Here is a 24,931-nt window from a genome sequence, read left to right as displayed (position 1 = left end):
CTAAAATAAAGGAAATATCATCAAAAGAATGCAATAAATAGATTTTATACTTGATTGTTGTCCGAGCTTTTTGCATTGTATAGGTGCAAGAATATAAAAAATATGAAGACAAATTAGGATCAATCATGTTAGTTAAAGTTCAAGAGAAAAAGAATACATATCAAAAACATAGAATTGATGTCCTACATGAAAGTTTAAAGCATGCAAGCAATTATGCAGAATGGAAAGAGATCGCACTTAAATTAGATGAAGAGTCAGGAAAAGAAGAGTGGAAGTACGATAATCAGTCGCCTTATTTTGATGCAGAAGTGCTTTCAAAACGCTATAACTTATTAAAAAAATACCGCACACAACGCCGTATATTGGATCTGATTTATGTTCTGCGTGAAGGTTTGTCTTACGACTTTGCTAACATTGGTCATCCGATGTTGTTTGCAGAAACCTATATTGGTACAAAAAAAATCATTGAAAACTATGTAGAAGAAGTCAGTAACTGTTTGCAATACCTCGCATCGAGTGAATGTATTACCTTCCAATTGAAAGAGAAAATTCAGTTTTTTGATGAATGCCATAAAGCCTATGGTCAGCCAGCGCTGATGTTTTCAGGTGGTGCAACACTTGGTTTGTTCCATACTGGCGTTTGCAAGGCATTACTCGAACAAGATTTGATGCCAAGAGTACTCTCTGGTTCAAGTGCTGGGGCAATTATGACGGGTATGTTAGGTGTATCCGCTAGTGATAAAGTCCCTGATTTATTGGATGGAGAGCATTTTTTTAGTGATGCTTTTAAGTTCAGAAAAATCTCAGATTTGATCAAAGGACATGGCGGAATTGCAGATGTGATGTTTCTTAAAAAGTTTTTGATGCAAAACTTGGGTGATCTGACATTTGCTGAAGCTTATGAACAATCTAAACGCCATATTAATATTGTTGTCGCGCCTTATAACACAGCCCAAAACCCACGTATTATGAATGCCTTAACAGCACCGAATGTTTTGGTTTGGAGTGCGGTTTTGGCTTCGTGCGCTGTGCCAGTTTTATTTCCGCCTGTACATCTGACGAGCAAGCGCTACGATGGTCAGCATACGCCTTATATGGCAAATACCAAATGGGTAGATGGCAGTATGCGTAGTGATTTCCCTCAGGAAAAAATGGCTCGGTTGTATAATATTAATTATACGATAGCGAGTCAGGTCAATCCGCATATCGTGCCATTTATGCAAAGTGATACAGAGCGATTTCGTAGAGATGTCTTGATCTGGCCTGAAAGGATTATCCGTCATCAAGGTAAAGCAATCGCGATGGATATGATGGATTTAACTCGGAATTATATGGGAAGTTTTTTCCCAATCCGTCGTGTTTTAGATCATGGTTACGGTATCTTAGGGCAACGCTATTATGGTGATGTGAATATTATTGCCCGTTATGGTTTACGCCATTATAGCTATATGCTTAAAAATCCTCGTCCGAAACTATTTAAAATATTGCAGCAAGAAGGTGAACGGGCGACATGGCCTAAGATTGCCTCAATCGAAACGCATGCACGTATTGGTAAAACCATTGAACATTGTTTAGCATCACTACGTAAGCAGGAAGAAAAGCAGCAGAATGAGTATTATTACGTCGATCTTTGATCATAATTTTCAACCCACTGAATTAACTTTAAAAACAAAAAATAAAAGTTATGAATTTGGTCGACGTTTATATACATTTAAAAATGCTGAACAGCGATACTGGCTTAAATATCATCTTGCTGATACTCACTCAGTTTTGGAGCAATCTTTTCAAAATGAATTGAATTTTTACAAACAGTCTGAAAATAGAGAAATATCATTTCTATTGCCACATCACATAGTTCACTTTCAAGAGCACATTATTTTTCAAGATTTAATAGAACATGGGGAAGGGCTACTATTACCTGATTCCGAGGATTTCTTTGCTGATCTTTCTGCACATCAAGAGATAGATGTGATTCAACAAAAAATTCTTTCTGCTTTGTCTATATTGCAATCCTTTCACCAGTTGGGATGGGTGCATGGAGATTTAAAAACTGAACATTTTCGATGCTTTGAGAATACCTGCCGACTAATTGATTTAGAGCAAAGTTTTGTTCAGGAAAGCAATAATCAAACATCATTGAATGCCACACCACACTATATGGCACCTGAGCTGTTTCATGGTATTTCTAAAACTGTGCAAAGTGATTTATATGCCTTTGGAATCATTCTTTATGAATGGCTTACACAATCACGATTAACTGCCAAGACCTATCAAGACTGGGCAGTGTTGCACTGTCAGCAATTGCAGATACAATTACCTGATCGGTTTAAGCAGTTTCTACCTCTACTCAATGGTCTTTTACAGAAGCATGTGACATTGCGTGTTCCATCTGCTGATGATGCTATAGATGTGCTACAAATGACTTAACTTGTTGTAAAAATAAACATAAATGCTTGATTTGAATATTATATGTTCATTTAACTCAATTTTTACGGATAAAGGCTTGTCATAAAGTACGTTTCTCACTAATATGCATACCCATCGGGGGCGTGGCGAAATTGGTAGACGCACTGGATTTAGGTTCCAGCGCCGCAAGGTGTAAGAGTTCGAGTCTCTTCGCCCCCACCAAATTTAAAAAGCAAGTGTATCTTGCTTTTTTTATGGTTAAGTCAGAAATGGCTTAATCATGTGGTTATAGAGGATTGGTGTAATGGTAGCATGACGGTCTCCAAAACCGTTCGTCAAGGTTCGAGTCCTTGATCCTCTGCCAAATTTTAAAAGAGACTTTTTAAAGTCTCTTTTTTTATTGCTGTATTTTTCATTTGTATACGAAAAAAGCATTAGCTTTCAGATGCATGGTTTTTTTATAAAAAAGGCTTGTCAGCAAGAAAGTTTATCACTAATATACACATCCATCGGGGGCGTGGCGAAATTGGTAGACGCACTGGATTTAGGTTCCAGCGCCGCAAGGTGTAAGAGTTCGAGTCTCTTCGCCCCCACCAAATTTAAAAAGTAAATATTTTTACTTTTTATGATTAAGTTAGAAATGATTTAATCATGCGGTTATAGAGGATTGGTGTAATGGTAGCATGACGGTCTCCAAAACCGTTCGTCAAGGTTCGAGTCCTTGATCCTCTGCCAAATAAATGAAGAAGCCCTTGTGATCACAAGGGCTTTTTTATTGCCAATTTTTTATAAAACTTCCTAATTAAAAACTTTTTAAGTCTTCAGAGGGCGGAGTTCCAAAGAAACGTTTATATTCTCTTGAGAATTGAGAAAGGCTTTCGTATCCAACCTGCATACTTGCTGTTGAAATATCACTATTTGTTGTGATTAACAACCGACGTGCTTCGGTAAGTCGTATACGTTTTTGATACTGCAAGGGACTCATTGAAGTGATGTCCTTGAAATGCTGATGAAAACTTGAAGCACTCATTCCCATCTTGGTTGCAAGTTCTTCCACCTGAAATGGTTTTGCAAAATTATTTTTTAACCAATCAATTGCTTTGACAATTCGATGTCCTGCTGTACCTGTTGCTGCAATACGTTTTAGACGACTGCCTTGTGGGCTCATCATTAAACGATATAGGATTTCTTTTAAAATCAGTGGTGCTAGGATAGGGATATCATCTGGGGATGCTAATAAATCGAGCAAACGAGCAAACGCATCATTAATATCTGCTGTAACTTCGCCAATCGCAACACCTTTTCTTTCATGATCATTCGCTTGAAAAGTAATATGTGCTTCCAACATGAGTTGAGCTAATAAATAAGGATCTAATTTTAGAATAACCCCCAAATAGGGCTGATCTGGAGTTGCTTCAATGATTTGGCTAATAATCGGTAAATCAATTGCAGTAAATAAAAAATGATGAGCATCATAAGTATAGGTTTCGTCACCTAAGATCACCTGCTTTTTTCCTTGAGCGATCATACACAGACTCGCATCCAGAATATAACTGGTCGGCTGTGTTGGGGCATCCCAGCGGTGCAGTGTTAAACCAGCAATAGGTGTCTCAAACTTATTCTTTCCCTGAGTCCACTGGTCAACGAGTTTGCTCAACCGTAATTCACGATCTTGAGTTATCGCTATAGTACTCATATCACATCTCATTTGCTCATCATGACTTTATTGTAAGGTCTTCTCTTTTTAAATAAAGACTCAATTCTAAAAATTCGTAGAATTAGGCAAATATAGTGTAGGAATGAGGCATCCCTTTTCTTGTTTGTTTTTTATACTTGTTCTCAGAAGCTAATTCGCAGTTTTTGAGAGTTATTCCAAGTTTCTTTGGATTCTTAAATTCATTTTTAAAAAGATTAATTTTTACAGTTTCTTATCATCATTGGTTGAATGCTAAAAAACTTAAGGGCTAGCCATTGAATAGCATCTTTAGGCTGTAACTACTCAAAAATTAGATCAATTTTTTATTGATAAATCAGTTTTATCAAGTGAATGACACTGATTTTTTGGAGAAATGTTCATGATTAGGTCTTTCAAACCTTCGAGTTTAGGTACTCAATTTAAATTGGATATGACAAGTATTCGTCATTCCTTGAAGAAATCTTTGGGTCTAACTTCTTTAATTATTGGAGCGTTAACTATGAATCAAGCAACTCTCGCAGATCAGCCATTAAAACTCAGTAATACATGGGATAAGACATTTGTCCAAAGTAATAAAGTTGATCATAAAAAAGTAACGTTTAAAAATCGTTATGGCATTACTTTGGCAGCTGATCTTTACCTACCTAAAAACACAAATGGAAAGCTTGCAGCAATTGTTGTGAGCGGGCCATTTGGTGCTGTTAAAGAACAAGCATCTGGCCTTTATGCACAGACGATGGCAGAAAGAGGCTTTGTAACGCTCGCATTTGACCCATCTTATACAGGTGAAAGTGGTGGTGAGCCGAGAAATGTAGCATCACCAGACATCAACACAGAGGATTTTAGTGCCGCTGTAGATTTTATTGGGCTTTTGCCGAATGTTGATCAAAATCGTATTGGTGTGATTGGGATCTGTGGTTGGGGCGGCATGGCATTGAGTGCCACTGCGATCGATAAGCGGATTAAAGCTGTTGTGACCAGCACAATGTACGATATGACGCGTGTGATGTCTAAGGGCTACAATGATAGCGTAACGCTTGAAGAGCGCACAAAAACGCTTGAACAATTGGGGCAGCAACGTTGGCAAGATGCCAAGAATGGAACACCAGCGTATGGTCCAGTATCACTGGAATTAAAAGGTGGTGAACCGCAGTTTGTTGTAGAGTATGCGGATTACTATAAAACACCGCGTGGTTTCCATCCTCGTGCAATCAATTCGAATGCTTCTTGGTCATTAACAACACCATTATCATTCATGAATATGCCGATTCTAACTTATATCAAAGAAATTTCACCACGACCTGTTTTATTCATCCATGGTGAAAAAGCACATTCACGTTATTTTAGTGAAACGGCTTATGAGGCAGCTTTGGAGCCAAAAGAACTGTTAATTATACCGAATGCGAATCACACCGATCTTTATGATCGTGTGGATATTATTCCATTCGATAAAATGACAGATTTCTTCCAGAAAAACCTTAAGTAATTTTAGATAAAAGCTTGAAAACTAAAAAGTCTACAGCATTTTTGATTTTAGTTTTCAAGCTTGAGGTTGATTCGATTCTTGTGAGTTAAGTTATTGATATAAGTTTGAAACTATAAAAAATCATAGAAATAGGCAAACATCTTACAGGAATAGATCAGCACATTTTGTGTTTGTTTTTTATACTTATTCATATTGATTGGTTTGAAGTCTTTGATCGCTATTTAACGGCTTCTTTTTCTGAGAAAGAGATATGTTCCCTAAATCATTCGCTTTAGTTACAACACTTTTATTACTCACGACAGGAGTTCAAGCAATGGAAAATCAATTACCAGCATCTCAAACGATTAAAAAATCGAGTGAGCAGCCTGTTATAGAAGGTTCTGATAAAAACTTTACAGGTTCAGTTGCAATCAAGCCGCTTACAAGTGTAACGGAAGGAATAAATGCACCAAGTGCGTATGTGAGTTTCAACGCTAACTCTCGTTCTTTTTGGCATACCCATCCGAAAGGACAATACCTTGTTGTGACTGAAGGTGAAGGCATTGTGCAAGAGTGGGGCAAGCCCGCAGAAAAAATTGCTGTAGGTGATGTGATCTATTGTCCTCCTGGAATTAAACACTGGCATGGTGCAAGTGGACATTCTGCGATGACTCATTTAGCCCTTACTGGGACTGATGAAAATGGTCATAACGTAGATTGGCTTGAGCCTGTAACAGATGAACAGTTTAAAGAGGCGAATCATTGAATATAAAAGGTATTTTTATATTGATTGGCTTGGTTGGGCTATTGGGTAATCAATATTCAGTAGCCGCTACTGAGCAACGGATACGATCTGAGAATGAGGTGAAGTCTGTGAAAAATACTTTATCAAATCAACAACAAGCGATTATTCCTATTGCTGCTTTTGCCGCTACTGGTGATCTTGAAAGTTTAAGCCGCGGGCTTAATCAGGGATTAGATGATGGTTTAACCATAAATGAGATCAAAGCAGTTTTAGTCCAAACCTATGCTTATGCTGGCTTTCCTCGTAGTTTGAATGCACTGGCCGAATTTATGCGAGTCATTGAACAAAGAAAATCTCAAGGGATTGATGATCAAGAGGGTAAGGACAGCCAGCCTTTAGCTCAGGATTATAATGCGCGTGTTCAAGGAGAGCAGAACCAAACTCAGCTTGTGGGTCAGCCTGTAACTGGGGCTTTATTTGAATTTTCACCAGAAATTGATGAATATCTCAAAACTCATTTGTTCGGTGATATTTTTTCTAGAGACGTATTAAGTTGGCAAGATCGTGAAATTGCGACAGTCAGTATGCTTGCTGCAATGACTGGAACTGAAAGTCAGCTGAAGTCACATGTGAATATGAGTTTGAATATTCAAGTGAGCGTCCAACAATTGAATCAAATCCAGCAGATTCTCGCTGAAAAAGTTTCATTAGATGCTAGTCAAAAGCTGCAAAAAATTCTAAATCCTTAATTCTCATATTCTTTCTTTAATTTTCAAGCGTGAATCACCACGCTTAGGGCTTTCTTTGTCTAAAAATTACTAAGTGAAGCCCAAAGTCGGAGTTTTTATGAAAGTTACAATGCTCTATGGGCCAAATGATGTCCGTTTCGAAGAATGTCCTGAACCAAAGATTATGAAAGCAACAGATGCCATCATTGAAGTCGTTGCTGCATGTGTTTGTGGTTCAGATTTATGGCCATATCGAGGGATTCAAAAAATTACTGAACCGATGCCGATGGGACATGAATATTGTGGCATCGTCAAAGAAATTGGCGCAGATGTGAAAAATATTCAGATCGGTCAATTTGTGATTGGATCTTTCTTTGCTTCTGACAATACTTGTTTTGTTTGTGAGCATGGTTATCAATCAGCATGTGAACAAACTGAGTTTGTTGGCGGTGCTCAAGCGCCTTTATTACGAGTTCCTTTAGCCGATGGTACGTTGGTTGCAACTCCCACAATGCCAGAAGCTGAGATGATTCCTGATCTTTTAGCCGCTTCTGATGTTTTGGGTACTGGCTGGTATGCCGCAGTAGCTGCAAATGTTCAACCGAACAGTACGGTCGTTGTTGTTGGCGATGGGGCGGTTGGTTTACTTGGAATCCTCTCTGCTAAGCAAATGGGTGCAACTAAGATTATTGCGATGAGTCGCCATGAGGCTCGCCAAAAATTAGCTATTGAGTTTGGTGCGACTGATATTGTCACTGAAAGAGGTGATGAGGGTGTTAAGCGCATTTTGGAATTAACGGATGGCCATGGTGCGGACTCTGTTCTTGAATGTGTAGGCACACAAGAATCTATGATGCAAGCCATTCATGCTGCTCGACAAGGTGGTTATGTAGGATATGTTGGTGTGCCGCATGGTGTTGATTTAAATGGAGAAGAACTGTTCTTTGAGCATGTTCATTTACATGGTGGACCTGCGCCAGTTCGACAATTTCTACCTGAACTCATTGATCTGATTTGGAATAAAAAAATCCAGCCTGGCAAAGTATTTGATCTAACCTTACCTTTAGAACGGGTTGCCGAGGCTTATCAAGCAATGGATGAGCGTCGAGCAATTAAAGTGTTATTACAGCCTTAAGTTATTGATTTGCATATGGTGTCAATGCCATATGCATTTACTTTGCAATGTGTCCTGAGAACGTAATCAAAAGAAGGAATAGACATGGAAATTCAACTGATTTTTGAAGAAACAACCTTATCTGCACGTTTAGATGATACTGTCGCTGCAAGAAGTTTTTATGATTCCTTACCTTTAGAGTTAACACTCACTGATTATGCTTCTACAGAAAAAATTAGTGATTTAGCAAAAGCCTTGCCTGTTCACAGCGAACCTAAAGGTTATCAGCCGAAAGCTGGAGATATTACTTATTATGCACCTTGGGGAAATTTAGCCATATTTTATAAAAATTTTGGTTATGCCAGTGGACTTGTTCGTTTAGGTGAAATCTCTGACGATATTCAGCTGTTAAGAAAATCAGGATTATTGAATGTACGGATTGAGGCAACTCAGTAATGCAAGCAGGTGAAGGTCATTCAAATACCTATGGTTTCGTCGTAGCAAGTATTTCATTTGTAATGATCTTTGTCACAGCGGGTTCTCCGATTCCATTGTTTAATATTTATCAGTCTGAATATGGCATCAGCAATGCTGATCTCGGTCTTGTATCCGTTGCTTATTTTATCGCAGCAGCGGTTGCACTATTGGTCTTAGGCCGTATTTCAGATTTTATTGGACGAAAAAAGGTTGCGATTATTGCTTTAATGGCTGCAATGCTGTCATGTGGATTATTGTTCCTTATACATGGATTTTGGTCATTATTCGCTGCGAGGCTGTTACAAGGTTTGGCATGTGGATTAAGTGCTGGAGCCTTAACAGCATTTATTGTTGATACGTCATCAGAAAAGTTACGTTGGCTTGCTGCTGTGATTACGAGTAGTGCGCCGATGATTGGTATTCCAATTGGGGCAATTAGCTGTGGTTTTCTCATTCTAACGGGTAAGCAGAATTGGTTTTTAATCTATGCTTTGGTTGGAATTGTTCTTGCTGCTTTAATCCTATTGATCTCATTGAGTCGTGAAACGGTTTTATCTCGAAAAGGTGTAATTCATTCTCTCATTCCACGTTTATATCTGCCCAAAGCGGCAAACCAATATGTCTTGATTGCAAGTATGGTTTTTTTAGCGACATGGTCTTTAGGTGGTTTTTATCAAGCTTATGGCCCAGCGTTGGCACATCATTATTTGGGTACAGACAATCCGATCTTGGCTGCTTTGGTATTCGCAGCAATCATGATCCTGACTCCGTTGGGTAGTCCTTTAAGTCGTTTTCTCGTGGCTAAGAATGCGGTCAAAACAGGAATGTTTATTTATATCCTGTCTTTAATAACCATTTTAATAAGTCTAAAGTTCGGCTTTATGGTTGCATTTATCGTAGCTAGTTTATGCGTTGGGCTAGCGCAAGGGCTTGCAGTGACAGGTGCGATGGGCGTTTTAATTCAAATAACAGACCAGCAAAATCGAGCTGGTTTGCTTTCGACTATTTATCTGATTGCGTACTGTAGTGCAGCAATTCCAGCCTTAATCTCCAGTCACTTTGCTTATAGTATGGAATTACTTCAGATCGGCTATGGATATGGCGTATTAGGCGGAGTTGCTGCTTTGATCGCTATTGTGGCAAGTCGTAAAAAGGATTAAATAGTAATTACTACAAGTTATAAAAAAGCATTAGGTAAAATTCATCGACCTAATGCTTTATTTTTTACTTACTTATTGTGTGGTTAATAAATGAACTTAGAAATTTTTTCCGCCGTTTGAATCACGGTTTCAGCGATTTCATTTTTAAAATAATGCTCATCATACGTGCCCAGAGGACAGCTTACAGATAAAACAGCGGCCATTTTTCCTGTAGATTGTTTAAAAATAGGTGCTGCACATGCGGCCATATCGTGATTGTAATGTCCCCAACTGACCATTGAACGTTGTGTTTTTACAAAGCTTAGGCGTTGAAGTAGCTCTTTCAGGTTCTTCGGGGTCAGTTCAGAAAAGGTTTCCCATTGATTAAAACCTTTATAGCGATCACGAATTTCAGTGTCATTTAGATCAGCAAGCATCATTTGTCCTATCACAGTGGCATGAGCAGGCCAGCGTGTGCCTAAACCGATATTGCTGGTAAATGTTCCATTGGACTGAACATTATTGATAAAAACAATATGAGTACCTTCTAAGATCGAAAGATGCACTGCAAGTTGTGTCTGATCACGTAATTCTTTCATCAATGGCGTTGCCAAATCTAGCAAAGATTGCTTCGCTAAACTGTTAAATCCGAGTTCCATGACCTTTGAATCAAGCGCATAAGTTTTTTGCGAGGCTTTTCTTAGAAAACCACATGATTCTAGGGTGTAAATGAGACGAAACGCACTAGAACGGTTCACATCTAATATTTCAGCTATTTCTGAAATCGTCATTTCTTTGGCTTCTTTATTGAAAGCTTGCAGAATTGCTAATCCACGTACAAGCCCCGGAACAAGATAGCGGTCATCGTTTTTTGTTTCTTCATTTTCTTGCAAATCTTCATCGATGATCATGTTCATTTGGTTGAAATTCCTACATCTAAAAGTGATGAAATTAAATGGTGCATACTGCTTTATTTTGGATCTATTTAATAGATCAAAATACACAATTAAAGATTTATATGCAAAACACATTTTTCTATTAGAAACGTAACAAAATATAATTTTTTAAATAAGCATATGAATTTTATAGTGTTAATAATATTGACATAAAAACTGGATTAATATTATTCTTTTCATATGTTTTGGAAATAAACAAAAGTTTTGCATATAAAACATATTCGAGGACTATAGGAATGAGTTGGATCTCAGTTTGTCAGCAAGACGAAGTAACCGAAGACGAGCCAAAAGCCATTGAAGTTGACGGTAAAAAAATTGGCGTTTTTTTCATCGAAGAAAACTACTTTGCCATTGAAAATGTATGCCCACATGCCTTCGCCTTATTAACAGAAGGTTTCATTGAAGATCAAACCGTTGAATGCCCATTACATGAAGCGATTTTCGATATTCAAACGGGTGAGCTAAAGAGTGGACCAGGATGCCGTGATCTATGCACATATCCTGTACGAGTTGAAGGAACAGATATCCAAATTCAACTATAGGTCTTAACTAGAAGGAAGGAATCGCGTGAAAACATTTAATGAGAAGCTAGCCAACTGGATTCATGCAGTGCCAGCAACGGAAGCAGGGATTAATAATATCCAAGTTCCGGGCCAGCCAGAATTATTGATTTGGCAAACTCGCTATAAAGAACCAACAGTTTACGAGCAAGACTTTGTTCAGCATTTGATTAAAGCCTTTGCAGCAGGTGTCACCGAGCTTGCAGACTTAGTTCAGACTTTAAATCAACAAGGTTTCCGTTGTGAGTCTGGTGAGCTTTGGACTTCTGAAAGCTTTTCAGAAGAAATGCAACGTTTGGGTTATTGATTCAAGGAAGAACGATTATGAACGCAGCAGTGTCAGCTACACCAAGTGTTGAAGAATATTTAGATTTGGGTCTACGTGATCAATGGCATCCAGTTCTTGCGAGCTGGGAAGTTGCAGCAAATCCAGTCGGTATCACTCGTTTGGGTGAGAATATTGTGGTTTGGCGTGATGACCAAGGTCAAGTCCATGCTTTAGAAGATCGTTGTCCGCATCGTGGAGCACGTCTTTCTTTGGGGTGGAATCTTGGAAATCGTGTAGCTTGTTGGTATCACGGTGTTGAAGTTCGCCATGATGGTGTGGTCGAAGATGTACCAGCTGTACATGAATGTCCAATGAAAGGCACTCAATGTATTAAGAGCTATCCAGTGACCGAAGCACATGGTGCGATTTTCCTTTGGTTCGGTATTGATCCTAATGAAGCACCTAAAGCCCTCGATTTTCCTGAACAACTCGCGAGTGAAGATTGGAGCGCATTCCTTTGCCAAGCCGATTGGAAAGTGAATCATCAATATGCAATTGATAATGTCATGGACCCTATGCACGGTAGTTATTTGCACTGTACTTCTCACTCAATGGCTGAAGGTGATCGCACCGCAGAAATGAAACATCGTTCAACTGAACATGGTTTTGTTTTTGAGAAAGAAGGTCAAATTGGTGTGAACTTTGACTGGGTTGAATACGCCAATACAGGTGCAAGCTGGTTACGCCTTTCTATTCCTTATCGTAAAGATTTTGGGCCGGGCGGCGAGTTCTGGATTGTTGGATATGCAACACCAATTGATGCAGACAATACACGCGTATTCTTCTGGCGTTGCCGTAAAGTGAGTGGTTGGCAACGTAATGTCTGGCGCTTCCTTTACCGTAATCACTTAGAAAAATTGCATTGGGATGTATTAGAGCAAGATCGAATTATCTTGGAAAATCTTGCGCCAAATGCACGTCAACAAGAGTTTCTCTACCAACATGATGTGGGCTTATCACGTTTACGTCGTTTAATGAAAAAAGAAGCAGAAAAGCAATTAAAGAAAATTGCAGCTTTGAATACTTCAAATCGTATTGAAATGCAGGAAGAAGCGCATGGCTAATGTTGCATTGTTACAAGGCAAAAAAGTCCTTGTCACAGGCGCGGCAAGAGGCTTGGGACGAGACTTTGCGCAAGCAATTGCAGAAGCAGGTGCTCAGGTCGTTATGGCGGATATTTTGGATGATCTTGTTCAAAAAGAAGCGGCTGAATTGCAGAAACAAGGTTTAAAGGTTGAGACTGTAAAAATTGATTTGGCTGATGCTGTCTCCATTCAGCAGGCTGTCGAGCAGGCTGCTGAATCCCTAGGCGGAATAGATGGTTTAGTGAATTGCGCTGCGCTTGCAACCAATGTCGGCGGTAAAAGTTTGATGGATTACGATGCTGATCTCTGGGATCGAGTCATGAACATCAATGTGAAAGGGACATGGTTGGTCACTAAAGCATGTGTGCCATATCTGAAACAGGCTGATGCTGGGAAAGTGATTAATGTTGCTTCTGACACAGCTTTGTGGGGCGCACCGAATCTAATGGCTTATGTGGCGAGTAAAGGTGCTTTGGTTGCGATGACACGTTCGATGGCGCGAGAGCTTGGGCAATTCAATATTTGTATCAATACACTTTCACCAGGTTTAACACTTGTAGAAGCAACTGAATATGTCCCGCAAGAACGTCATGATTTATATGTGAATGGTCGAGCGATTCAGCGTCAGCAACTACCACAGGATTTAAACGGCACAGCACTGTATTTACTGTCGGATTTGTCTTCATTCGTGACAGGTCAAAATATTCCAGTAAATGGCGGTTTTGTCTTTAATTAAGGAGTTTGTCTCATGATTACAGGGATTGAGATTTTAAAATTTGGTGTTGAGGACAGAGCTGCTTCGAATAAATTTTTGGCAGATTTTGGTCTAAAGAATACGACATCTGACATTGAAGGTACTGATCTTTATCAAACACAAAATGGCAGTAAGATTTATATATTTGACTGTGATGATGCTCGTTTACCACAAGCGATTGAATCAGGTTCAACCTTACGCGAAGTGACTTGGGGGTTGGACAATCCAGCTCAAGATTTAGCAGATTTGGCTGATCATTTAAAAGATGTTGATGGTTATCAGTCTACAGCAGATATGGTGCAATGCATTGATCCAAATGGTATGACCATTCGATTTCAAAAAAGTTTTGTGCAAGAACTACCGCAATTAAAAACCGAAGGCATTAACCAGTACGGCAGCATTAATCGTGTCAATGCAGCGAGTCCCGTTTATGAAAAAGGTCAACCAGTTGCAATTGGCCATGTGGTGTTTTTCACCCCAGATTTAGAAAAAACTGAAAAGTTCTATATTGAGAAATTAGGTTTCTTCTTATCTGATGCTTATCGTAATCGTGGTGCTTTCTTACGTTGTCGTGGCAAGGGTTATCACCATGATTTGTTCTTATTATCGATTCCAAACAAACCTGCTGGTTTAAATCATGTTGCCTTTGTAGTTCGTGACATTCATGAAGTGATTGGCGGTGGTTTGAATATGAATCGTTCTGAGTGGTCAACGTTTATCGGACCGGGGCGTCATCCTATTTCTTCAGCATACTTTTGGTATGTAAATTCACCGTTGGGTGGTGCTTTTGAGTACTACACCAATGATGATTATTTGACTGAAGAATGGCAGCCGCGTGTAGAGGAACACCGTTTAGAGTTATTTACTGAATGGGCAATTGAAGGCGGTTTGGATGACCATACACGTCGTCAAGTGAAACCTGCATAAAGCGTGACGAAGCAGGGAGAAATGCTATGGAAAGAATCGTAATCGTAGGGGCTGGACAGGCCGCTGGTTGGGCAGTCAGTACCTTACGTCAAAATGGATTTTTGGGCGAAATTCATGTGGTTTCTGATGAAGATCGTGTGTTTTACGAGCGTCCACCGCTTTCTAAACAAGTACTGTCTAAAGAAGCCAGTTATGAAAGTTTACATCTGTTTTCTCCAGAGCAGGTGCAGGAGTTCGATATTCAATGGCATAAGCCTGCTTTAGCAACTCAAGTTGATCGTCAACACAAACAAGTCGTCTTGAATGATGGTCAAGTTTTGCCTTATGACAAGCTATTGATTGCAACAGGAAGTCGCGCTCGTGTACCCGTAAATACGTGGCAGTTTATTCCTAATGTTGTCACGCTGCGTAATGTACAAGATTGCGAACGTCTTGCTGAAATTTTGCAGCATGCTCAGAAATTGGCGGTAGTCGGTGGTGGTTGGATCGGTTTGGAAATTGCTGCAACTGCACGCAAGCAAGGTAAAGAAGTTCATATCTTTGAATATGGTGATCGACTTTGTGCGCGTAGCGTGAGTCCTGATGTGTCAGCATTTTTAAAAGATATGCATGAGCAACAAGGCACACAGATTCATTTAAATAGTAAAAACCTACATTTGATTGAAGCGGGTCAGCAAAAAGTTGAAGTTGTAAATCATCCAAATGCAAGTGAGCTATTTGATTGTGTGGTGGTCGGTGCTGGTGCTGATATTGCCAAAGAGCTTGGTGTAAATGCAGGCTTAGAAGTGAAAGACGGTATCGTCGTAAATTGTTTTGGACAGACATCTGATCAAGATATTTATGCTGCTGGTGATGTCGCCATTCATCCGAGTTTAGGTTATTGCATTCAGTCATGGGCAAATGCACAAAACCAAGCGATTGCAGCAGCAAAATCGATGTTGGGCATGGAAACAGAATACGCTGACATTCCTTGGCTTTGGTCAGATCAATATCACTTCAATATTCAGATATTGGGAACTTACCAACCTGAAAGAACAGAACAGATTGTGGTGCGCAAAAGTGCGGCAGATCAATGTAGTTACCTCTATCTTGATGATCAAAGTCGTTTGATCAACATGATTGCAATCAATGATTCGAAACTGGTCAAACTGGCAAAACGTTGGATGCAATCCAACACCATTTTAGACCCAAAACTATTAGCAGACCCTGAATTTAATGTCATGAAATTAAAACCGTAAACATTGATTCCGGTTCATTACGCAATCGAAGGAATGAAGTATGAGTAATGAAGAGAAAAGTGGATTTAAGCATTGGGTTCCTGCTTTTGTCCTGATGGTGTGTGTTGTTCTCGCGTTTTTCGACAAGATTAGTATTGCTGTGTTATTTGCTGATCCGCATTTCCAAGGCGCGATGGGGATTGCTGAAGATAAAGCAAAACTTGGATGGTTAATGACGAGCTTCTTATTGGCTTACGGTTTTTCATCTGTCTTTCTGAGTTTTTTGGGCGATATTTTCAATCCAAAGAAAATGTTGTTTTGGAGTGTGGCATCGTGGGGTGTACTCATGTTCTGCATGGGGTTTACCACACACTACGAAGGCATGTTAGTGCTTCGAGTTCTGCTCGGTTTAGCTGAAGGTCCATTATTTGCCTTGGCATATACCATCGTGAAGCAAACCTATACTGATCGTCAGCAAGCACGAGCTTCCACCATGTTCTTGTTAGGAACGCCAATCGGTGCATTCTTGGGTTTCCCAATTACTGCGGCAGTTTTAGCAAAACATGATTGGCATACCACATTCTTTGTGATGGCTGGTTTAACGGTAATTGCATTAATTGCCATCGTATTTGGTCTACGCAATTTACAGCTCAAGAAAACCATTGAACTTGATTCGACCAGTAAACGTATCAACTTCAAAGGCCATATTCAAAACACCAAAATTTTATTGCAAAACAGTTCTTTTTGGTTGGTGTGTATTTTCAATATTGCACTGATGACTTACCTCTGGGGATTAAACAGTTGGGTTCCTTCTTATTTAATCCAAGACAAAGGCTTCAACCTTAAAGAGTTCGGTATTTATTCAAGTTTCCCATTCATCGCCATGTTGATTGGTGAAGTGATCGGTGCATTCCTTTCAGACAAGTTAGGTCGCCGAGCAGTGCAAGTTTTCGGTGGTTTATTGGTTGCGGGCATCTTTATGTACGTGATGGTGTTAATGACTGAACCACATTTAGTGATCGCAGCAATGTCTTTAAGTGCAATGGCTTGGGGCTTCGGTGTCGCAGCAGTATTTGCCTTACTTGCCCGTGTGACAACAGCTGATGTCGGTGCAACAGCGGGTGGGATTTTCAATGGATTGGGTAATTTTGCCAGTGCGATTGCGCCAGTTCTAATCGGCTACATCGTGATGCAAACCAACAGTTTTAATTTAGGAATTACCTTCTTAGCAGCAGTCGCCGTTATTGGGTCGTTCTTCTTGGTTCCTTTATTGAAACGTTATTAATCAAACTATTCATCAAAAACCTAGGAGTTAAAAATGTCTACTCAACAATTTGAATCATGGACACAGCCAGAAGGCACGAATTTAGAAGATTGGTTAAATACACGTATCGCACGTTTTGAAACACGTAAATATGACTTTGATGCGCTGAAGTTCCAAGCTGATTATGACCCTAAATATCGCCGTGCACAAATGCGTTATATGGGTACTGGTGCAACGGGTGTGGTGAATGACGGCAACACCGTTCCAGCTGAAAACTTCACTTTTTCAACCATGGTTTTACCTGCGCAATGTGAAGGACCACTGCACATTCATCACGATGTGGAAGAAGTATTTTTCATGTTACGTGGCGAGATTGATCTGTTCATTGAGCATAACGGTGAGAAATTCCAGACCAAATTGAAAGAGCGTGATCTGATTTCAATTCCACCAGGTATTTACCGTGGTTTGTTTAATCCTGGTCAAGAAGATGCCTTGATGTGTGTGATGTTAGGGGCTGGAAAACCAACCATTCCGAACTATCCACCTGAGCATCCATTGTCTCAAATTAAACGTTAATCAACGCGATTAACTGTAAAAGGAATGAAATGATGACTTTGATTGACACATTAGCCAAATACCCAGTGCAAACCATTGAGATCAATGGCCAACTGCAAGCCTATCGTGAAGCAGGGCAAGGCCAAACACTGATTCTGTTGCATGGTATCAGCTCAGGTTCTGCATCTTGGGTCAATCAGCTCGATGTGCTCAGTCATCATTTTCAAGTCATTGCTTGGGATGCGCCGGGTTATGGCTTATCTGAGAACTTAGATACTGAGCAGCCAAATGCAACTGATTATGCTCAGCGTGTGCTGGCGATCATGGATGCATTAGCAATTTCTAAAGCCATTATCGTCGGTCATTCATTAGGCGCATTACAGGCAAGTGCCTTTGCCCATCTTTATCCTGAACGAGTTGAAACTTTAATCATTGCTAACGCTGCACAAGGTTATCAACGATCAGATGACGCAACCAAAGCACAAGTTTATCAAAAACGCCCAAATATGTTGAAAAGCTTGGGTAATGCTGGGATGGCGGCAAGTCGTGGACCACATTTAATTTATAAGCAAGACCTACAAGCACTGGCATTGGTCAGTGAGGTGATGGGGCAACTCACTTTAGATGGTTTTACGCGAGCATCATATTTGTTGGCGTATGACGAGATTAGAAATTATTTAACAGATATCAAAGTTCCATGTGTGGTGATTGCGGGTGACAAGGATGAAATAACACCTGCTCAAGCCATCATGCAACTGGCGATGGAAATGCAATTGAGCCGATGTCATCTCATTACAGATGCAGGTCATCTGAGTTATGTCGATCAACCTGATCAGTTTAACGACATTGTTTTATCGGCAAATTAAGATTTAAACGAGAGATATGGATATGAGCTTCCAAGTTGAAGGAAAAGTAGCAGTTGTAACAGGTGGCTCGTCAGGCATTGGTTTGGCTGCTGTAGAAATTTTAGTTGCAGAAGGCGCAAAGGTGGCATGGTGTGGTCGAGATGAAGCGCGGTTAGCATCATCGAAGCTTTATATTTTAGAAAAATATCCACATGCCAATATTTACACCAGTATCTGCAACGTTTTGGACAAAGAAGATGTAAAACGATTTGCGCATGATGTGAAGCAAAATTTGGGCAATGTCGACATGTTGATCAATAACGCAGGTCAAGGTCGTGTGTCGAATTTTGAAAATACTCAAGACGAAGATTGGATGAAAGAAATCGAACTTAAATATTTCAGTGTATTGCATCCAGTTCGCGCATTTTTAAATGATTTAAAAGATTCAGCATGTGGCTCAATCACTAATGTCAATTCATTGTTGGCATTGCAACCTGAGCCTCACATGATCGCAACGTCATCTGCACGTGCGGCGTTATTAAATTTAACGCATTCACTGGCACATGAATTTACTCAATATGGCATCCGTGTGAACTCAATTCTACTGGGTATGGTCGAGTCAGCGCAGTGGAAACGCCGTTTTGAAACGCGTTCAGATCCAAATCTGTCATGGGAACAATGGACAGGCAATATTGCAAAAAATCGTGGTATTCCGATGCATCGTTTAGGCAAGCCAGAAGAACCAGCTCGTGCCTTGGTCTTTCTCGCATCGCCTTTAGCATCCTATACCACAGGTTCAACCCTAGATGTTTCTGGCGGATTCAATAAGCATGTATAAGGTGTGCACATGAAACAGTTGATGATGATTGGTTTTGGCGCAATGGCAGCAGAAGTGTATGCCCATATGCCGCAAGACTTACAACTTAAATGGATTGTAGTGCCAGCACGGAGTGTTGAAAAAGTTCAGGCACAAGTTGCTCCCGAAGTGCAAGTGATTAGTTCAATTGATGAATGTCAGGGCACACCTGATTACGTTATTGAAGTTGCTGGTCAAGCTGCGGTGAAAGAGCATGCACAAAAGGTATTGGAAAAAGGCTGGACTATTGGGTTGATCTCAGTTGGGACTTTGGCTGATAACGAGTTTTTGATTCAGTTAAAAAATACCGCTGAGCAACATGATGCCCATTTACATCTTTTAGCAGGTGCAATTGCGGGTATTGATGGTATTTCAGCTGCCAAAGAAGGTGGCTTGGAAAAGGTGACTTATAAGGGTTGTAAAAGTCCAAACAGTTGGCGTGGAAGCTACGCAGAACAGTTGGTTGATCTTGATCTGGTGAGTGAAGCAACGGTGTTCTTTCGTGGAACAGCAAGAGAGGCAGCACTTAAATTTCCAGCAAATGCCAATGTTGCGGCAACGATTGCTTTAGCTGGTTTGGGAATGGATCAAACCTTGGTCGAGCTAACTGTCGATCCAACGATTAATAAGAACAAACACACCATCGTGGCAGAAGGTTTGTTCGGTGAAATGACGATTGAACTGGTGGGTGTGCCTTTGGCAAGTAACCCGAAAACCTCGACATTGGCTGCACTAAGTGTAATTCGTGCATGTCGAAATAGTGTTGAAGCAATTCAGATTTAAAGGATTTGATCATGGTAAAGGAAATTTATATCGCTGGTGAATGGCGATTAGGTCGAGGTGACACGATTCAAAGTCTGTTTCCAGCAGATCAATCTGTGAATGCTGAGATTTCAACGGCGAGTTTGGATGATGTCAATGAAGCGGTAGAAAAAGCGGATCTTGCTTGGCGACAGTCTTCATGGCGCAATAGTATGCCACACGAGCGCGCACGTATTTTATATAAAGTGGCTGACATTATTGAAGCGCGAGTAGACGAGCTTTCTCGACTTCAAACGCGTGACAATGGTAAGCCACTGGCTGAGACGCGTGCCTTAACCTTGAGTGCGGCTGCAACAGCGCGTTATGTCGCAGCAGCGTGTGAAACCTTAAATGATGAGTTGACCACACAACGTGCTCCAGATTTTATGACCATGAGTGTGCATGAACCTGTAGGTGTAGTGGCTGCAATTACCCCGTGGAATTCACCGATTGCCAGTGAAGTGCAAAAGTTAGCACCTGCATTAGCAGGTGGTAACGCTGTAGTGCTTAAACCAGCAGAAGTGACGTCTTTGATCGCTTTAGAACTTGCCAAAATTTTTGAAGAAGCAGGTTTACCTAAAGGTTTATTGAGTGTGTTGGTTGGTCGTGGCTCAGTTATTGGTGATGCAATCGTAAAGCATCCTTTGGTACGAAAAATTTCATTTACGGGTGGAACGAGTACGGGGCGTCATTTAGCACACATCGCAGCAGATAAGCTAATCACTACATCTTTAGAACTTGGTGGGAAATCGCCAACAATCGTGATGCAAGATGCCGATATTGAGCTTGCAGCAAAAGGTGTGGCTTATGGTATTTTTAGTTCAGCAGGACAGGCATGTATTGCTGGGTCTCGTTTATTTGTTCATCACAGTATTTATGATCAATTCTTAAATCGTCTGGTTGAAATCACCAAGGGTTTACGTGTTGGACACCCTGAAACAGCAGGGATGCATTTGGGTTCGTTGATCAATCCTAAACATTTAGCTTCTGTTGATGCTTATGTTCAATTGGCCAAAAAAGAAGGCGGTCAGGTTCTTGTCGGCGGTGAGGCATTGACTGAAGGTGATTTAGCAAAAGGTAGCTTCTATTTACCGACCATTATCACAGGTCTAAATAACTCAGCTCAAACCTGTCAGGAAGAAATTTTTGGCCCTGTGTTGGTGGTCATGAAATATGACGATGAGGCAGATTTAATTGCCCAAGCCAATGACAGTTGTTTTGGCTTGGCCGCAGGGATTTGGACGGAAAACTATCGCAAAGCGTGGCAACTAGCACGTGCTTTAGAAGTGGGAACAGTTTGGATCAATACCTACAAAAAATTCTCAATCTCAGCACCATTTGGTGGTTTCAAAGAAAGTGGAATTGGACGGGAAAAAGGTCGTTTGGGCATCTTGGCGTATATGCAACAAAAAAGCATTTATATGGGATTAAGCGAACAGCCAAATCCTTGGTGCGATTAATAAATTCATGGAAAGAACAAGTTTTAGAGGAATATAGTAATGACAGAACGTGTAAATGTAGGCGAAGCAATCGCTCGTGTTTTAGAGGCGCACCAAGTTGATAGTATCTACGGCGTTATTTCAATTCACAATTTACCAATAGCTGATGCCGTAGGTCGCCGTGAGAAAATTCGCTTTGTCGCAGCGCGTGGCGAAGCTGGTGCGGTGACGATGGCAGATGGTCACTCACGTTTTAAAGGACTCGGTGTGGCCCTCACCAGTACAGGTGCAGGTGCAGGAAATGCGGTGGGTTCATTAATTGAAGCGATGAATGCAGGCAGTCCAGTTTTGCATTTAACAGGTCAAGTTGAACGTGAATATTTGGATCGTGATGCAAGTTTCATCCACGAAACTAAAGATCAACTGACTTTCTTACGTGCATCAAGCAAAGCTGCTTTTCGTATTACTAGCCCTGACAATGCGGTCGGCGTAATTCGTGAAGCGATTCGTGTCGCGACTACTGTGCCAATGGGGCCAGTTAGTGTTGAGCTACCGATTGATGTTCAAGCCGCTGAAATTGATTTACCGTTGAATTTAGGACCAGTCAAAGCACTTGAATTGCCTCAAGCTGATCAGACCGAAGTTGATTTGATCATTGATGAAATCAAGAAAGCCAAACGTCCAATTTTTTGGATCGGAGGTGGTACGCTCAATAGTGTTGATGAAGTTAAAGCAATTGCTGATCTTGGTATTCCAGTAGTGTCTTCAACCCATGCACGCGGTGTATTGGCAGATGAGCATCCCCGTAGCTTAGGTGCATTTCATAACTCAACAGGCGTTGAGCAACTTTTAAAAGATGCAGATTTATTGGTTGTTGTGGGTTCTCGTTTACGTAGTAATGAAACCAAAACCTATTCAGTGCAGTTCCCTGAAAATATTATTCAAATCGATGCCAACCCTGTTGCACAACAACGTAATTACAAAATTCGTAATTTTATTTGTGGTGATGCAAAAGATGTATTGCAACGTATTCTCACAGGCTTAGCCAACGTATCTAAAGTAGATACTGAATATGATGCAGCTGTTGTTGCCGCGAAACAGGCAGCAATCAATGCATTACGTACACAGCTTGATCAATATGCATTGATCTGTGATCACCTCCGTGCAGCTTTGCCACAAGATGGAATTTTTGTCCGTGATATTACGATGTCAGGTAGTACATGGGGCAGTCGATTATTCCCAGTACAAGCACCAAATCAAAATATTCATTCATTGGCAGGCGCAATTGGTCTTGGTTTAGCGACTGCAATTGGTGCCTCAATTGCCAATCCTGATAAAAAAGTGATCGGTTTAGTTGGTGATGGTGGCTTGATGTTGGGGATCGGAGAGATTGCTACCATGGCTCAAGAGAATACCAATATGGTACTCATGATCATGAATGATGGTGGTTATGGGGTAATGAGAGGTATTCAAAACAATTACTTCGGTGGTCGTCAGTACTTCAATGAATTGCATACACCAGATTACAAAGTTTTAGGTGATGCAATGGGCGTGAAAAGCTGGAAAGTTGGCAGTGCTGATGAATTCAAAACAGCAATTCAAGAGGCAATTGATTTCCAAGGACCAACAGTGATTGAACTCGATATGAATTCGATTGGGCCACTTAATTTTGCAGGACCACCGCAGAAGAAATTGTATTAACCAGTTTGGGCATTCGGTCATTGGGCGATGAAGCCGAATGTCCATTAAATTACAGCAGGTAAAAAATTTTTGCCTAAAAAACAATAAAAACTATGTTTTATAGGTAAAACAAAAACCAAACCAATAGGATTGTTGGTAAAAAACCGAAGGAATATGAAATGAAAAAGACAGCTATGGTTGTGATGCTAGGCGCAGTTTATTTAGGTGGGATGTCTAATGTATTTGCACAGAGCTCAGCATTACAGTGGAAAAGTGAAGACGGAACAGATTCTGTTCAGTTAGGTGGGGTAGTTCGACTTAACCAGCGTTATGAAAACTGGGAAGGTGAGAATGGTGGTTTTGGGAAACTCCATTTTGATATTTTTAGGGTTGATCTAAAAGGTAAATTTGATGATGCCTATTTCAATGCCAGTTATCTTTTTCAAGATCAAGAGAAACGATCAATTGAAAAAGCCTATGTTGGATATAACCTGAATGAAAACAATAACATTGAAGCAGGTTTTGTCTACAAACCATTTGCAATTTATCCTTATCCGCAAAATGGATGGACTTACCATATTCCATTTTTCCTCGGTTATGGCAACAATATCGCGCCAGGTATAAATTGGAATTTTCACAATAAAGATTGGGATCTCAAGCTAGGCTATTATCCAGAGATGCTTTCAACCAATTTGCGATATTCACCTGAAAGCGCGACTTATGATGATTTATCTGAGAATGCATTTCCAACCCAAAGTGCTTATCAAAATGAAAAGCGTCACCAACTTAACACACGTATTGTCCGAAAATTGGAAACGGATTTTGGTAAGCAAGAGTTTGGTGTTTCAGGTGCAATTGCTCAACTACATAATAAGACGACCGATAAAAACGGCAAATATTATGCAGTTGGATTGCATACCGATAACAACTACAAACGATTTAATTTACAAAGCTCAGTGATTCATTATCAATACGATGCGAAAAACCCTGATGGGGTAAATGATGATATGACACTGATGGGTGCAAATGGTTTAACACCTGCTTATTTCATTGCATCTGAAGGAACAGTTGCCAGTCTGAACCTTGCTTATACCTTACCTGTGCAAGATATGGGTAAATTAAAAGCGATTCGTTTCTATAATGATTATAGTTACTTAGATAAAAAACGCGATGATTGGTCAGATTCACAAATGAATACAACAGGTATGATGTTTATTGCGTCACCATTTATGGTTTGGGCAGATTATACGTGGGGTAAAAACTCCAATATTATTGGCGGAGCTACTAATGCCACTGGGTTTACGTCTACGGTATCGCCGAATAGTGATAAATGGTTATATCGAATTAATTTGAATATTGGCTTTAGTTTTTAATTGAAAATAGGAGATGAAGAGGGCTATGTGCTGCTCTTCATCTCTGATTTACTATTCTGCAGTTTGGCTGATATTGTCATAATAAGGCGATATATTTTTTGCTGTTAACTCTTGGTGACAGTATTCACAGCTTATCAGCGCTTTCGTTTTATGCCCACACTCTTTGTGTATGTATTCTAAAATGGGATATTTATTATCTTCGTTATGCCAGTAATTGCCCCAAGTTGTGACTGCCATGATAATCGGGTATAAAGCCAAGCCTTTTTCAGTTAGCTTATATTCATATCGTTTAGGTGCTTCTTGATATAGCACTTTTTCAAAAATTTTATTATCTACAAGTCTATTTAAACGTTCAGTGAGTAAGTGACGAGTAATACCCAGTTGTTTCTGAAAATCGTCAAAACGGCGTGTTCTTAAAAAAGCATTACGGATAATCAAAAGTGTCCATCGATCACCAAAAATAGATAAGCTTCTAGCAATTGGACAACTCATTTCACCCAATTCATGCCATTTCATGTTTT

General features: G+C 40.2%; 25 protein-coding genes and 4 tRNA genes. 26 read left to right on the top strand and 3 right to left on the bottom strand.

Annotation, left to right across the window (positions count from 1 at the left end; genetic code table 11):
* Window positions 1–125 precede the first annotated feature (125 nt).
* The 6 genes from IO68_RS17555 to IO68_RS17530 all read left to right on the top strand — a co-directional run bounded on the left by IO68_RS17555 (window position 126) and on the right by IO68_RS17530 (window position 3,141).
* Window positions 126–1,634 carry a DUF3336 domain-containing protein gene (locus IO68_RS17555; RefSeq protein ID WP_023012346.1) on the top strand — a complete coding sequence of 503 codons (1,509 nt, stop codon included), beginning with the start codon at window positions 126–128 and terminating at the stop codon, window positions 1,632–1,634.
* On the top strand, window positions 1,609–2,427 hold the full coding sequence (locus tag IO68_RS17550) for a protein kinase domain-containing protein (protein WP_023012345.1): 819 nt from the start codon (window positions 1,609–1,611) through the stop codon (window positions 2,425–2,427). Before IO68_RS17555 ends, IO68_RS17550 begins: the two co-directional genes overlap by 26 nt.
* A 116-nt stretch (window positions 2,428–2,543) precedes the next feature.
* Window positions 2,544–2,628, top strand: a tRNA-Leu gene (locus IO68_RS17545).
* A gap of 68 nt (window positions 2,629–2,696) precedes the next feature.
* Window positions 2,697–2,770, top strand: a tRNA-Trp gene (locus tag IO68_RS17540).
* Window positions 2,771–2,917: 147 nt separating this feature from the next.
* A tRNA-Leu gene (locus IO68_RS17535) sits at window positions 2,918–3,002 on the top strand.
* A 65-nt stretch (window positions 3,003–3,067) separates the two neighbouring features.
* Window positions 3,068–3,141: transfer RNA gene (locus IO68_RS17530), tRNA-Trp, on the top strand.
* 67 nt (window positions 3,142–3,208) lie between these two features.
* Here IO68_RS17530 and IO68_RS17525 read toward each other — a convergent pair.
* Window positions 3,209–4,102, bottom strand: coding sequence for an AraC family transcriptional regulator (locus tag IO68_RS17525; protein WP_007483779.1), 894 nt, complete (start codon window positions 4,100–4,102; stop codon window positions 3,209–3,211).
* 499 nt (window positions 4,103–4,601) lie between these two features.
* Here IO68_RS17525 and IO68_RS17520 point away from each other — a divergent pair, with 499 nt between their 5' ends.
* From IO68_RS17520 to IO68_RS17495, 6 genes are all read left to right on the top strand, one after another.
* Window positions 4,602–5,588 carry an alpha/beta hydrolase gene (locus IO68_RS17520; RefSeq protein ID WP_252316397.1) on the top strand — a complete coding sequence of 329 codons (987 nt, stop codon included), beginning with the start codon at window positions 4,602–4,604 and terminating at the stop codon, window positions 5,586–5,588.
* Window positions 5,589–5,838: 250 nt separating this feature from the next.
* A complete protein-coding gene (locus IO68_RS17515) occupies window positions 5,839–6,333 on the top strand; it encodes a cupin domain-containing protein (protein ID WP_007483777.1) in 495 nt (164 codons plus the stop codon).
* 107 nt (window positions 6,334–6,440) lie between these two features.
* The gene (locus tag IO68_RS17510; protein ID WP_031234627.1) at window positions 6,441–7,061 is read left to right on the top strand and encodes a carboxymuconolactone decarboxylase family protein; all 621 of its coding nucleotides are present in this window, start codon (window positions 6,441–6,443) and stop codon (window positions 7,059–7,061) included.
* Between the two features lie 97 nt (window positions 7,062–7,158).
* The gene (locus tag IO68_RS17505; RefSeq protein ID WP_023012343.1) at window positions 7,159–8,175 is read left to right on the top strand and encodes a zinc-dependent alcohol dehydrogenase family protein; all 1,017 of its coding nucleotides are present in this window, start codon (window positions 7,159–7,161) and stop codon (window positions 8,173–8,175) included.
* An 84-nt stretch (window positions 8,176–8,259) separates the two neighbouring features.
* On the top strand, window positions 8,260–8,610 hold the full coding sequence (locus tag IO68_RS17500) for a cyclophilin-like fold protein (protein ID WP_023012342.1): 351 nt from the start codon (window positions 8,260–8,262) through the stop codon (window positions 8,608–8,610).
* Entirely contained in the window at window positions 8,610–9,791 is a 1,182-nt protein-coding gene (locus tag IO68_RS17495; RefSeq protein WP_023012341.1) for an MFS transporter, read from the top strand. Before IO68_RS17500 ends, IO68_RS17495 begins: the two co-directional genes overlap by 1 nt.
* An 83-nt stretch (window positions 9,792–9,874) precedes the next feature.
* Here IO68_RS17495 and IO68_RS17490 read toward each other — a convergent pair whose 3' ends face one another.
* The gene (locus tag IO68_RS17490) at window positions 9,875–10,687 is read right to left on the bottom strand and encodes an IclR family transcriptional regulator (RefSeq protein WP_004880561.1); all 813 of its coding nucleotides are present in this window, start codon (window positions 10,685–10,687) and stop codon (window positions 9,875–9,877) included.
* Window positions 10,688–10,962: 275 nt separating this feature from the next.
* On the opposite strand from IO68_RS17490, the gene IO68_RS17485 reads away from it, so the two are divergent.
* The 14 genes from IO68_RS17485 to IO68_RS17420 all read left to right on the top strand — a co-directional run bounded on the left by IO68_RS17485 (window position 10,963) and on the right by IO68_RS17420 (window position 24,410).
* Window positions 10,963–11,268 (top strand): non-heme iron oxygenase ferredoxin subunit, encoded by a 306-nt coding sequence (locus IO68_RS17485; RefSeq protein WP_004880559.1) that lies wholly within the window; start codon window positions 10,963–10,965, stop codon window positions 11,266–11,268.
* Window positions 11,269–11,293: 25 nt separating this feature from the next.
* Window positions 11,294–11,593: a recombinase-like helix-turn-helix domain-containing protein gene (locus tag IO68_RS17480; RefSeq protein WP_004880556.1), complete on the top strand. Its 300-nt coding sequence runs from the start codon at window positions 11,294–11,296 to the stop codon at window positions 11,591–11,593.
* Between the two features lie 17 nt (window positions 11,594–11,610).
* Window positions 11,611–12,678, top strand: coding sequence for an aromatic ring-hydroxylating oxygenase subunit alpha (locus IO68_RS17475; protein ID WP_007483764.1), 1,068 nt, complete (start codon window positions 11,611–11,613; stop codon window positions 12,676–12,678).
* Window positions 12,671–13,435, top strand: coding sequence for an SDR family oxidoreductase (locus tag IO68_RS17470; RefSeq protein ID WP_023012340.1), 765 nt, complete (start codon window positions 12,671–12,673; stop codon window positions 13,433–13,435). The genes IO68_RS17475 and IO68_RS17470 overlap by 8 nt, the downstream gene beginning before the upstream one ends.
* A 12-nt stretch (window positions 13,436–13,447) precedes the next feature.
* Entirely contained in the window at window positions 13,448–14,380 is a 933-nt protein-coding gene (locus IO68_RS17465; RefSeq protein ID WP_023012339.1) for a VOC family protein, read from the top strand.
* A gap of 26 nt (window positions 14,381–14,406) precedes the next feature.
* On the top strand, window positions 14,407–15,618 hold the full coding sequence (locus IO68_RS17460) for an NAD(P)/FAD-dependent oxidoreductase (RefSeq protein WP_023012338.1): 1,212 nt from the start codon (window positions 14,407–14,409) through the stop codon (window positions 15,616–15,618).
* Between the two features lie 40 nt (window positions 15,619–15,658).
* A complete protein-coding gene (locus tag IO68_RS17455) occupies window positions 15,659–16,882 on the top strand; it encodes an MFS transporter (protein WP_007483756.1) in 1,224 nt (407 codons plus the stop codon).
* A gap of 33 nt (window positions 16,883–16,915) precedes the next feature.
* On the top strand, window positions 16,916–17,437 hold the full coding sequence (locus IO68_RS17450; RefSeq protein ID WP_004880546.1) for a cupin domain-containing protein: 522 nt from the start codon (window positions 16,916–16,918) through the stop codon (window positions 17,435–17,437).
* A 29-nt stretch (window positions 17,438–17,466) separates the two neighbouring features.
* Complete coding sequence (locus IO68_RS17445) at window positions 17,467–18,282, top strand: alpha/beta fold hydrolase (RefSeq protein ID WP_031234626.1); 816 nt, start codon at window positions 17,467–17,469, stop codon at window positions 18,280–18,282.
* 22 nt (window positions 18,283–18,304) lie between these two features.
* Window positions 18,305–19,099: an SDR family oxidoreductase gene (locus IO68_RS17440; RefSeq protein ID WP_031234625.1), complete on the top strand. Its 795-nt coding sequence runs from the start codon at window positions 18,305–18,307 to the stop codon at window positions 19,097–19,099.
* A 9-nt stretch (window positions 19,100–19,108) separates the two neighbouring features.
* The gene (locus IO68_RS17435) at window positions 19,109–19,900 is read left to right on the top strand and encodes an aspartate dehydrogenase (protein WP_004880540.1); all 792 of its coding nucleotides are present in this window, start codon (window positions 19,109–19,111) and stop codon (window positions 19,898–19,900) included.
* Between the two features lie 11 nt (window positions 19,901–19,911).
* Window positions 19,912–21,378 (top strand): aldehyde dehydrogenase, encoded by a 1,467-nt coding sequence (locus IO68_RS17430; RefSeq protein ID WP_023012335.1) that lies wholly within the window; start codon window positions 19,912–19,914, stop codon window positions 21,376–21,378.
* 39 nt (window positions 21,379–21,417) lie between these two features.
* Window positions 21,418–23,058, top strand: coding sequence for a thiamine pyrophosphate-binding protein (locus tag IO68_RS17425; protein WP_023012334.1), 1,641 nt, complete (start codon window positions 21,418–21,420; stop codon window positions 23,056–23,058).
* A gap of 158 nt (window positions 23,059–23,216) precedes the next feature.
* Window positions 23,217–24,410, top strand: coding sequence for a hypothetical protein (locus tag IO68_RS17420; RefSeq protein WP_007483749.1), 1,194 nt, complete (start codon window positions 23,217–23,219; stop codon window positions 24,408–24,410).
* Window positions 24,411–24,461: 51 nt separating this feature from the next.
* Here IO68_RS17420 and IO68_RS17415 read toward each other — a convergent pair whose 3' ends face one another.
* Window positions 24,462–24,926: a winged helix-turn-helix transcriptional regulator gene (locus tag IO68_RS17415; protein WP_023012333.1), complete on the bottom strand. Its 465-nt coding sequence runs from the start codon at window positions 24,924–24,926 to the stop codon at window positions 24,462–24,464.
* Window positions 24,927–24,931: the final 5 nt, after the last annotated feature.

It is taken from the genome of Acinetobacter sp. COS3, assembly GCF_000475335.1.
In the GTDB taxonomy this organism is placed as follows: Bacteria; Pseudomonadota; Gammaproteobacteria; order Pseudomonadales; family Moraxellaceae; genus Acinetobacter; species Acinetobacter venetianus.
The sequence above is the reverse complement of the archived record's forward strand: the minus strand, read 5'-3'. Positions and strand labels throughout refer to the sequence as shown.

Bases quoted from the DNA above. Each gene is read 5' to 3' on its own strand.
- IO68_RS17525 (WP_007483779.1), bottom strand. From the start codon at position 4,102: ATGAGTACTATAGCGATAACTCAAGATCGTGAATTACGGTTGAGCAAA.
- IO68_RS17445 (WP_031234626.1), top strand. From the start codon at position 17,467: ATGATGACTTTGATTGACACATTAGCCAAATACCCAGTGCAAACCATT.
- IO68_RS17440 (WP_031234625.1), top strand. From the start codon at position 18,305: ATGAGCTTCCAAGTTGAAGGAAAAGTAGCAGTTGTAACAGGTGGCTCG.
- IO68_RS17470 (WP_023012340.1), top strand. From the start codon at position 12,671: ATGGCTAATGTTGCATTGTTACAAGGCAAAAAAGTCCTTGTCACAGGC.
- IO68_RS17465 (WP_023012339.1), top strand. From the start codon at position 13,448: ATGATTACAGGGATTGAGATTTTAAAATTTGGTGTTGAGGACAGAGCT.
- IO68_RS17425 (WP_023012334.1), top strand. From the start codon at position 21,418: ATGACAGAACGTGTAAATGTAGGCGAAGCAATCGCTCGTGTTTTAGAG.
- IO68_RS17435 (WP_004880540.1), top strand. From the start codon at position 19,109: ATGAAACAGTTGATGATGATTGGTTTTGGCGCAATGGCAGCAGAAGTG.
- IO68_RS17485 (WP_004880559.1), top strand. From the start codon at position 10,963: ATGAGTTGGATCTCAGTTTGTCAGCAAGACGAAGTAACCGAAGACGAG.
- IO68_RS17415 (WP_023012333.1), bottom strand. From the start codon at position 24,926: ATGAAATGGCATGAATTGGGTGAAATGAGTTGTCCAATTGCTAGAAGC.
- IO68_RS17500 (WP_023012342.1), top strand. From the start codon at position 8,260: ATGGAAATTCAACTGATTTTTGAAGAAACAACCTTATCTGCACGTTTA.
- IO68_RS17490 (WP_004880561.1), bottom strand. From the start codon at position 10,687: ATGAACATGATCATCGATGAAGATTTGCAAGAAAATGAAGAAACAAAA.
- IO68_RS17460 (WP_023012338.1), top strand. From the start codon at position 14,407: ATGGAAAGAATCGTAATCGTAGGGGCTGGACAGGCCGCTGGTTGGGCA.
- IO68_RS17555 (WP_023012346.1), top strand. From the start codon at position 126: ATGTTAGTTAAAGTTCAAGAGAAAAAGAATACATATCAAAAACATAGA.
- IO68_RS17420 (WP_007483749.1), top strand. From the start codon at position 23,217: ATGAAAAAGACAGCTATGGTTGTGATGCTAGGCGCAGTTTATTTAGGT.
- IO68_RS17475 (WP_007483764.1), top strand. From the start codon at position 11,611: ATGAACGCAGCAGTGTCAGCTACACCAAGTGTTGAAGAATATTTAGAT.
- IO68_RS17515 (WP_007483777.1), top strand. From the start codon at position 5,839: ATGTTCCCTAAATCATTCGCTTTAGTTACAACACTTTTATTACTCACG.
- IO68_RS17505 (WP_023012343.1), top strand. From the start codon at position 7,159: ATGAAAGTTACAATGCTCTATGGGCCAAATGATGTCCGTTTCGAAGAA.
- IO68_RS17430 (WP_023012335.1), top strand. From the start codon at position 19,912: ATGGTAAAGGAAATTTATATCGCTGGTGAATGGCGATTAGGTCGAGGT.
- IO68_RS17520 (WP_252316397.1), top strand. From the start codon at position 4,602: ATGAATCAAGCAACTCTCGCAGATCAGCCATTAAAACTCAGTAATACA.
- IO68_RS17455 (WP_007483756.1), top strand. From the start codon at position 15,659: ATGAGTAATGAAGAGAAAAGTGGATTTAAGCATTGGGTTCCTGCTTTT.
- IO68_RS17495 (WP_023012341.1), top strand. From the start codon at position 8,610: ATGCAAGCAGGTGAAGGTCATTCAAATACCTATGGTTTCGTCGTAGCA.
- IO68_RS17550 (WP_023012345.1), top strand. From the start codon at position 1,609: ATGAGTATTATTACGTCGATCTTTGATCATAATTTTCAACCCACTGAA.
- IO68_RS17450 (WP_004880546.1), top strand. From the start codon at position 16,916: ATGTCTACTCAACAATTTGAATCATGGACACAGCCAGAAGGCACGAAT.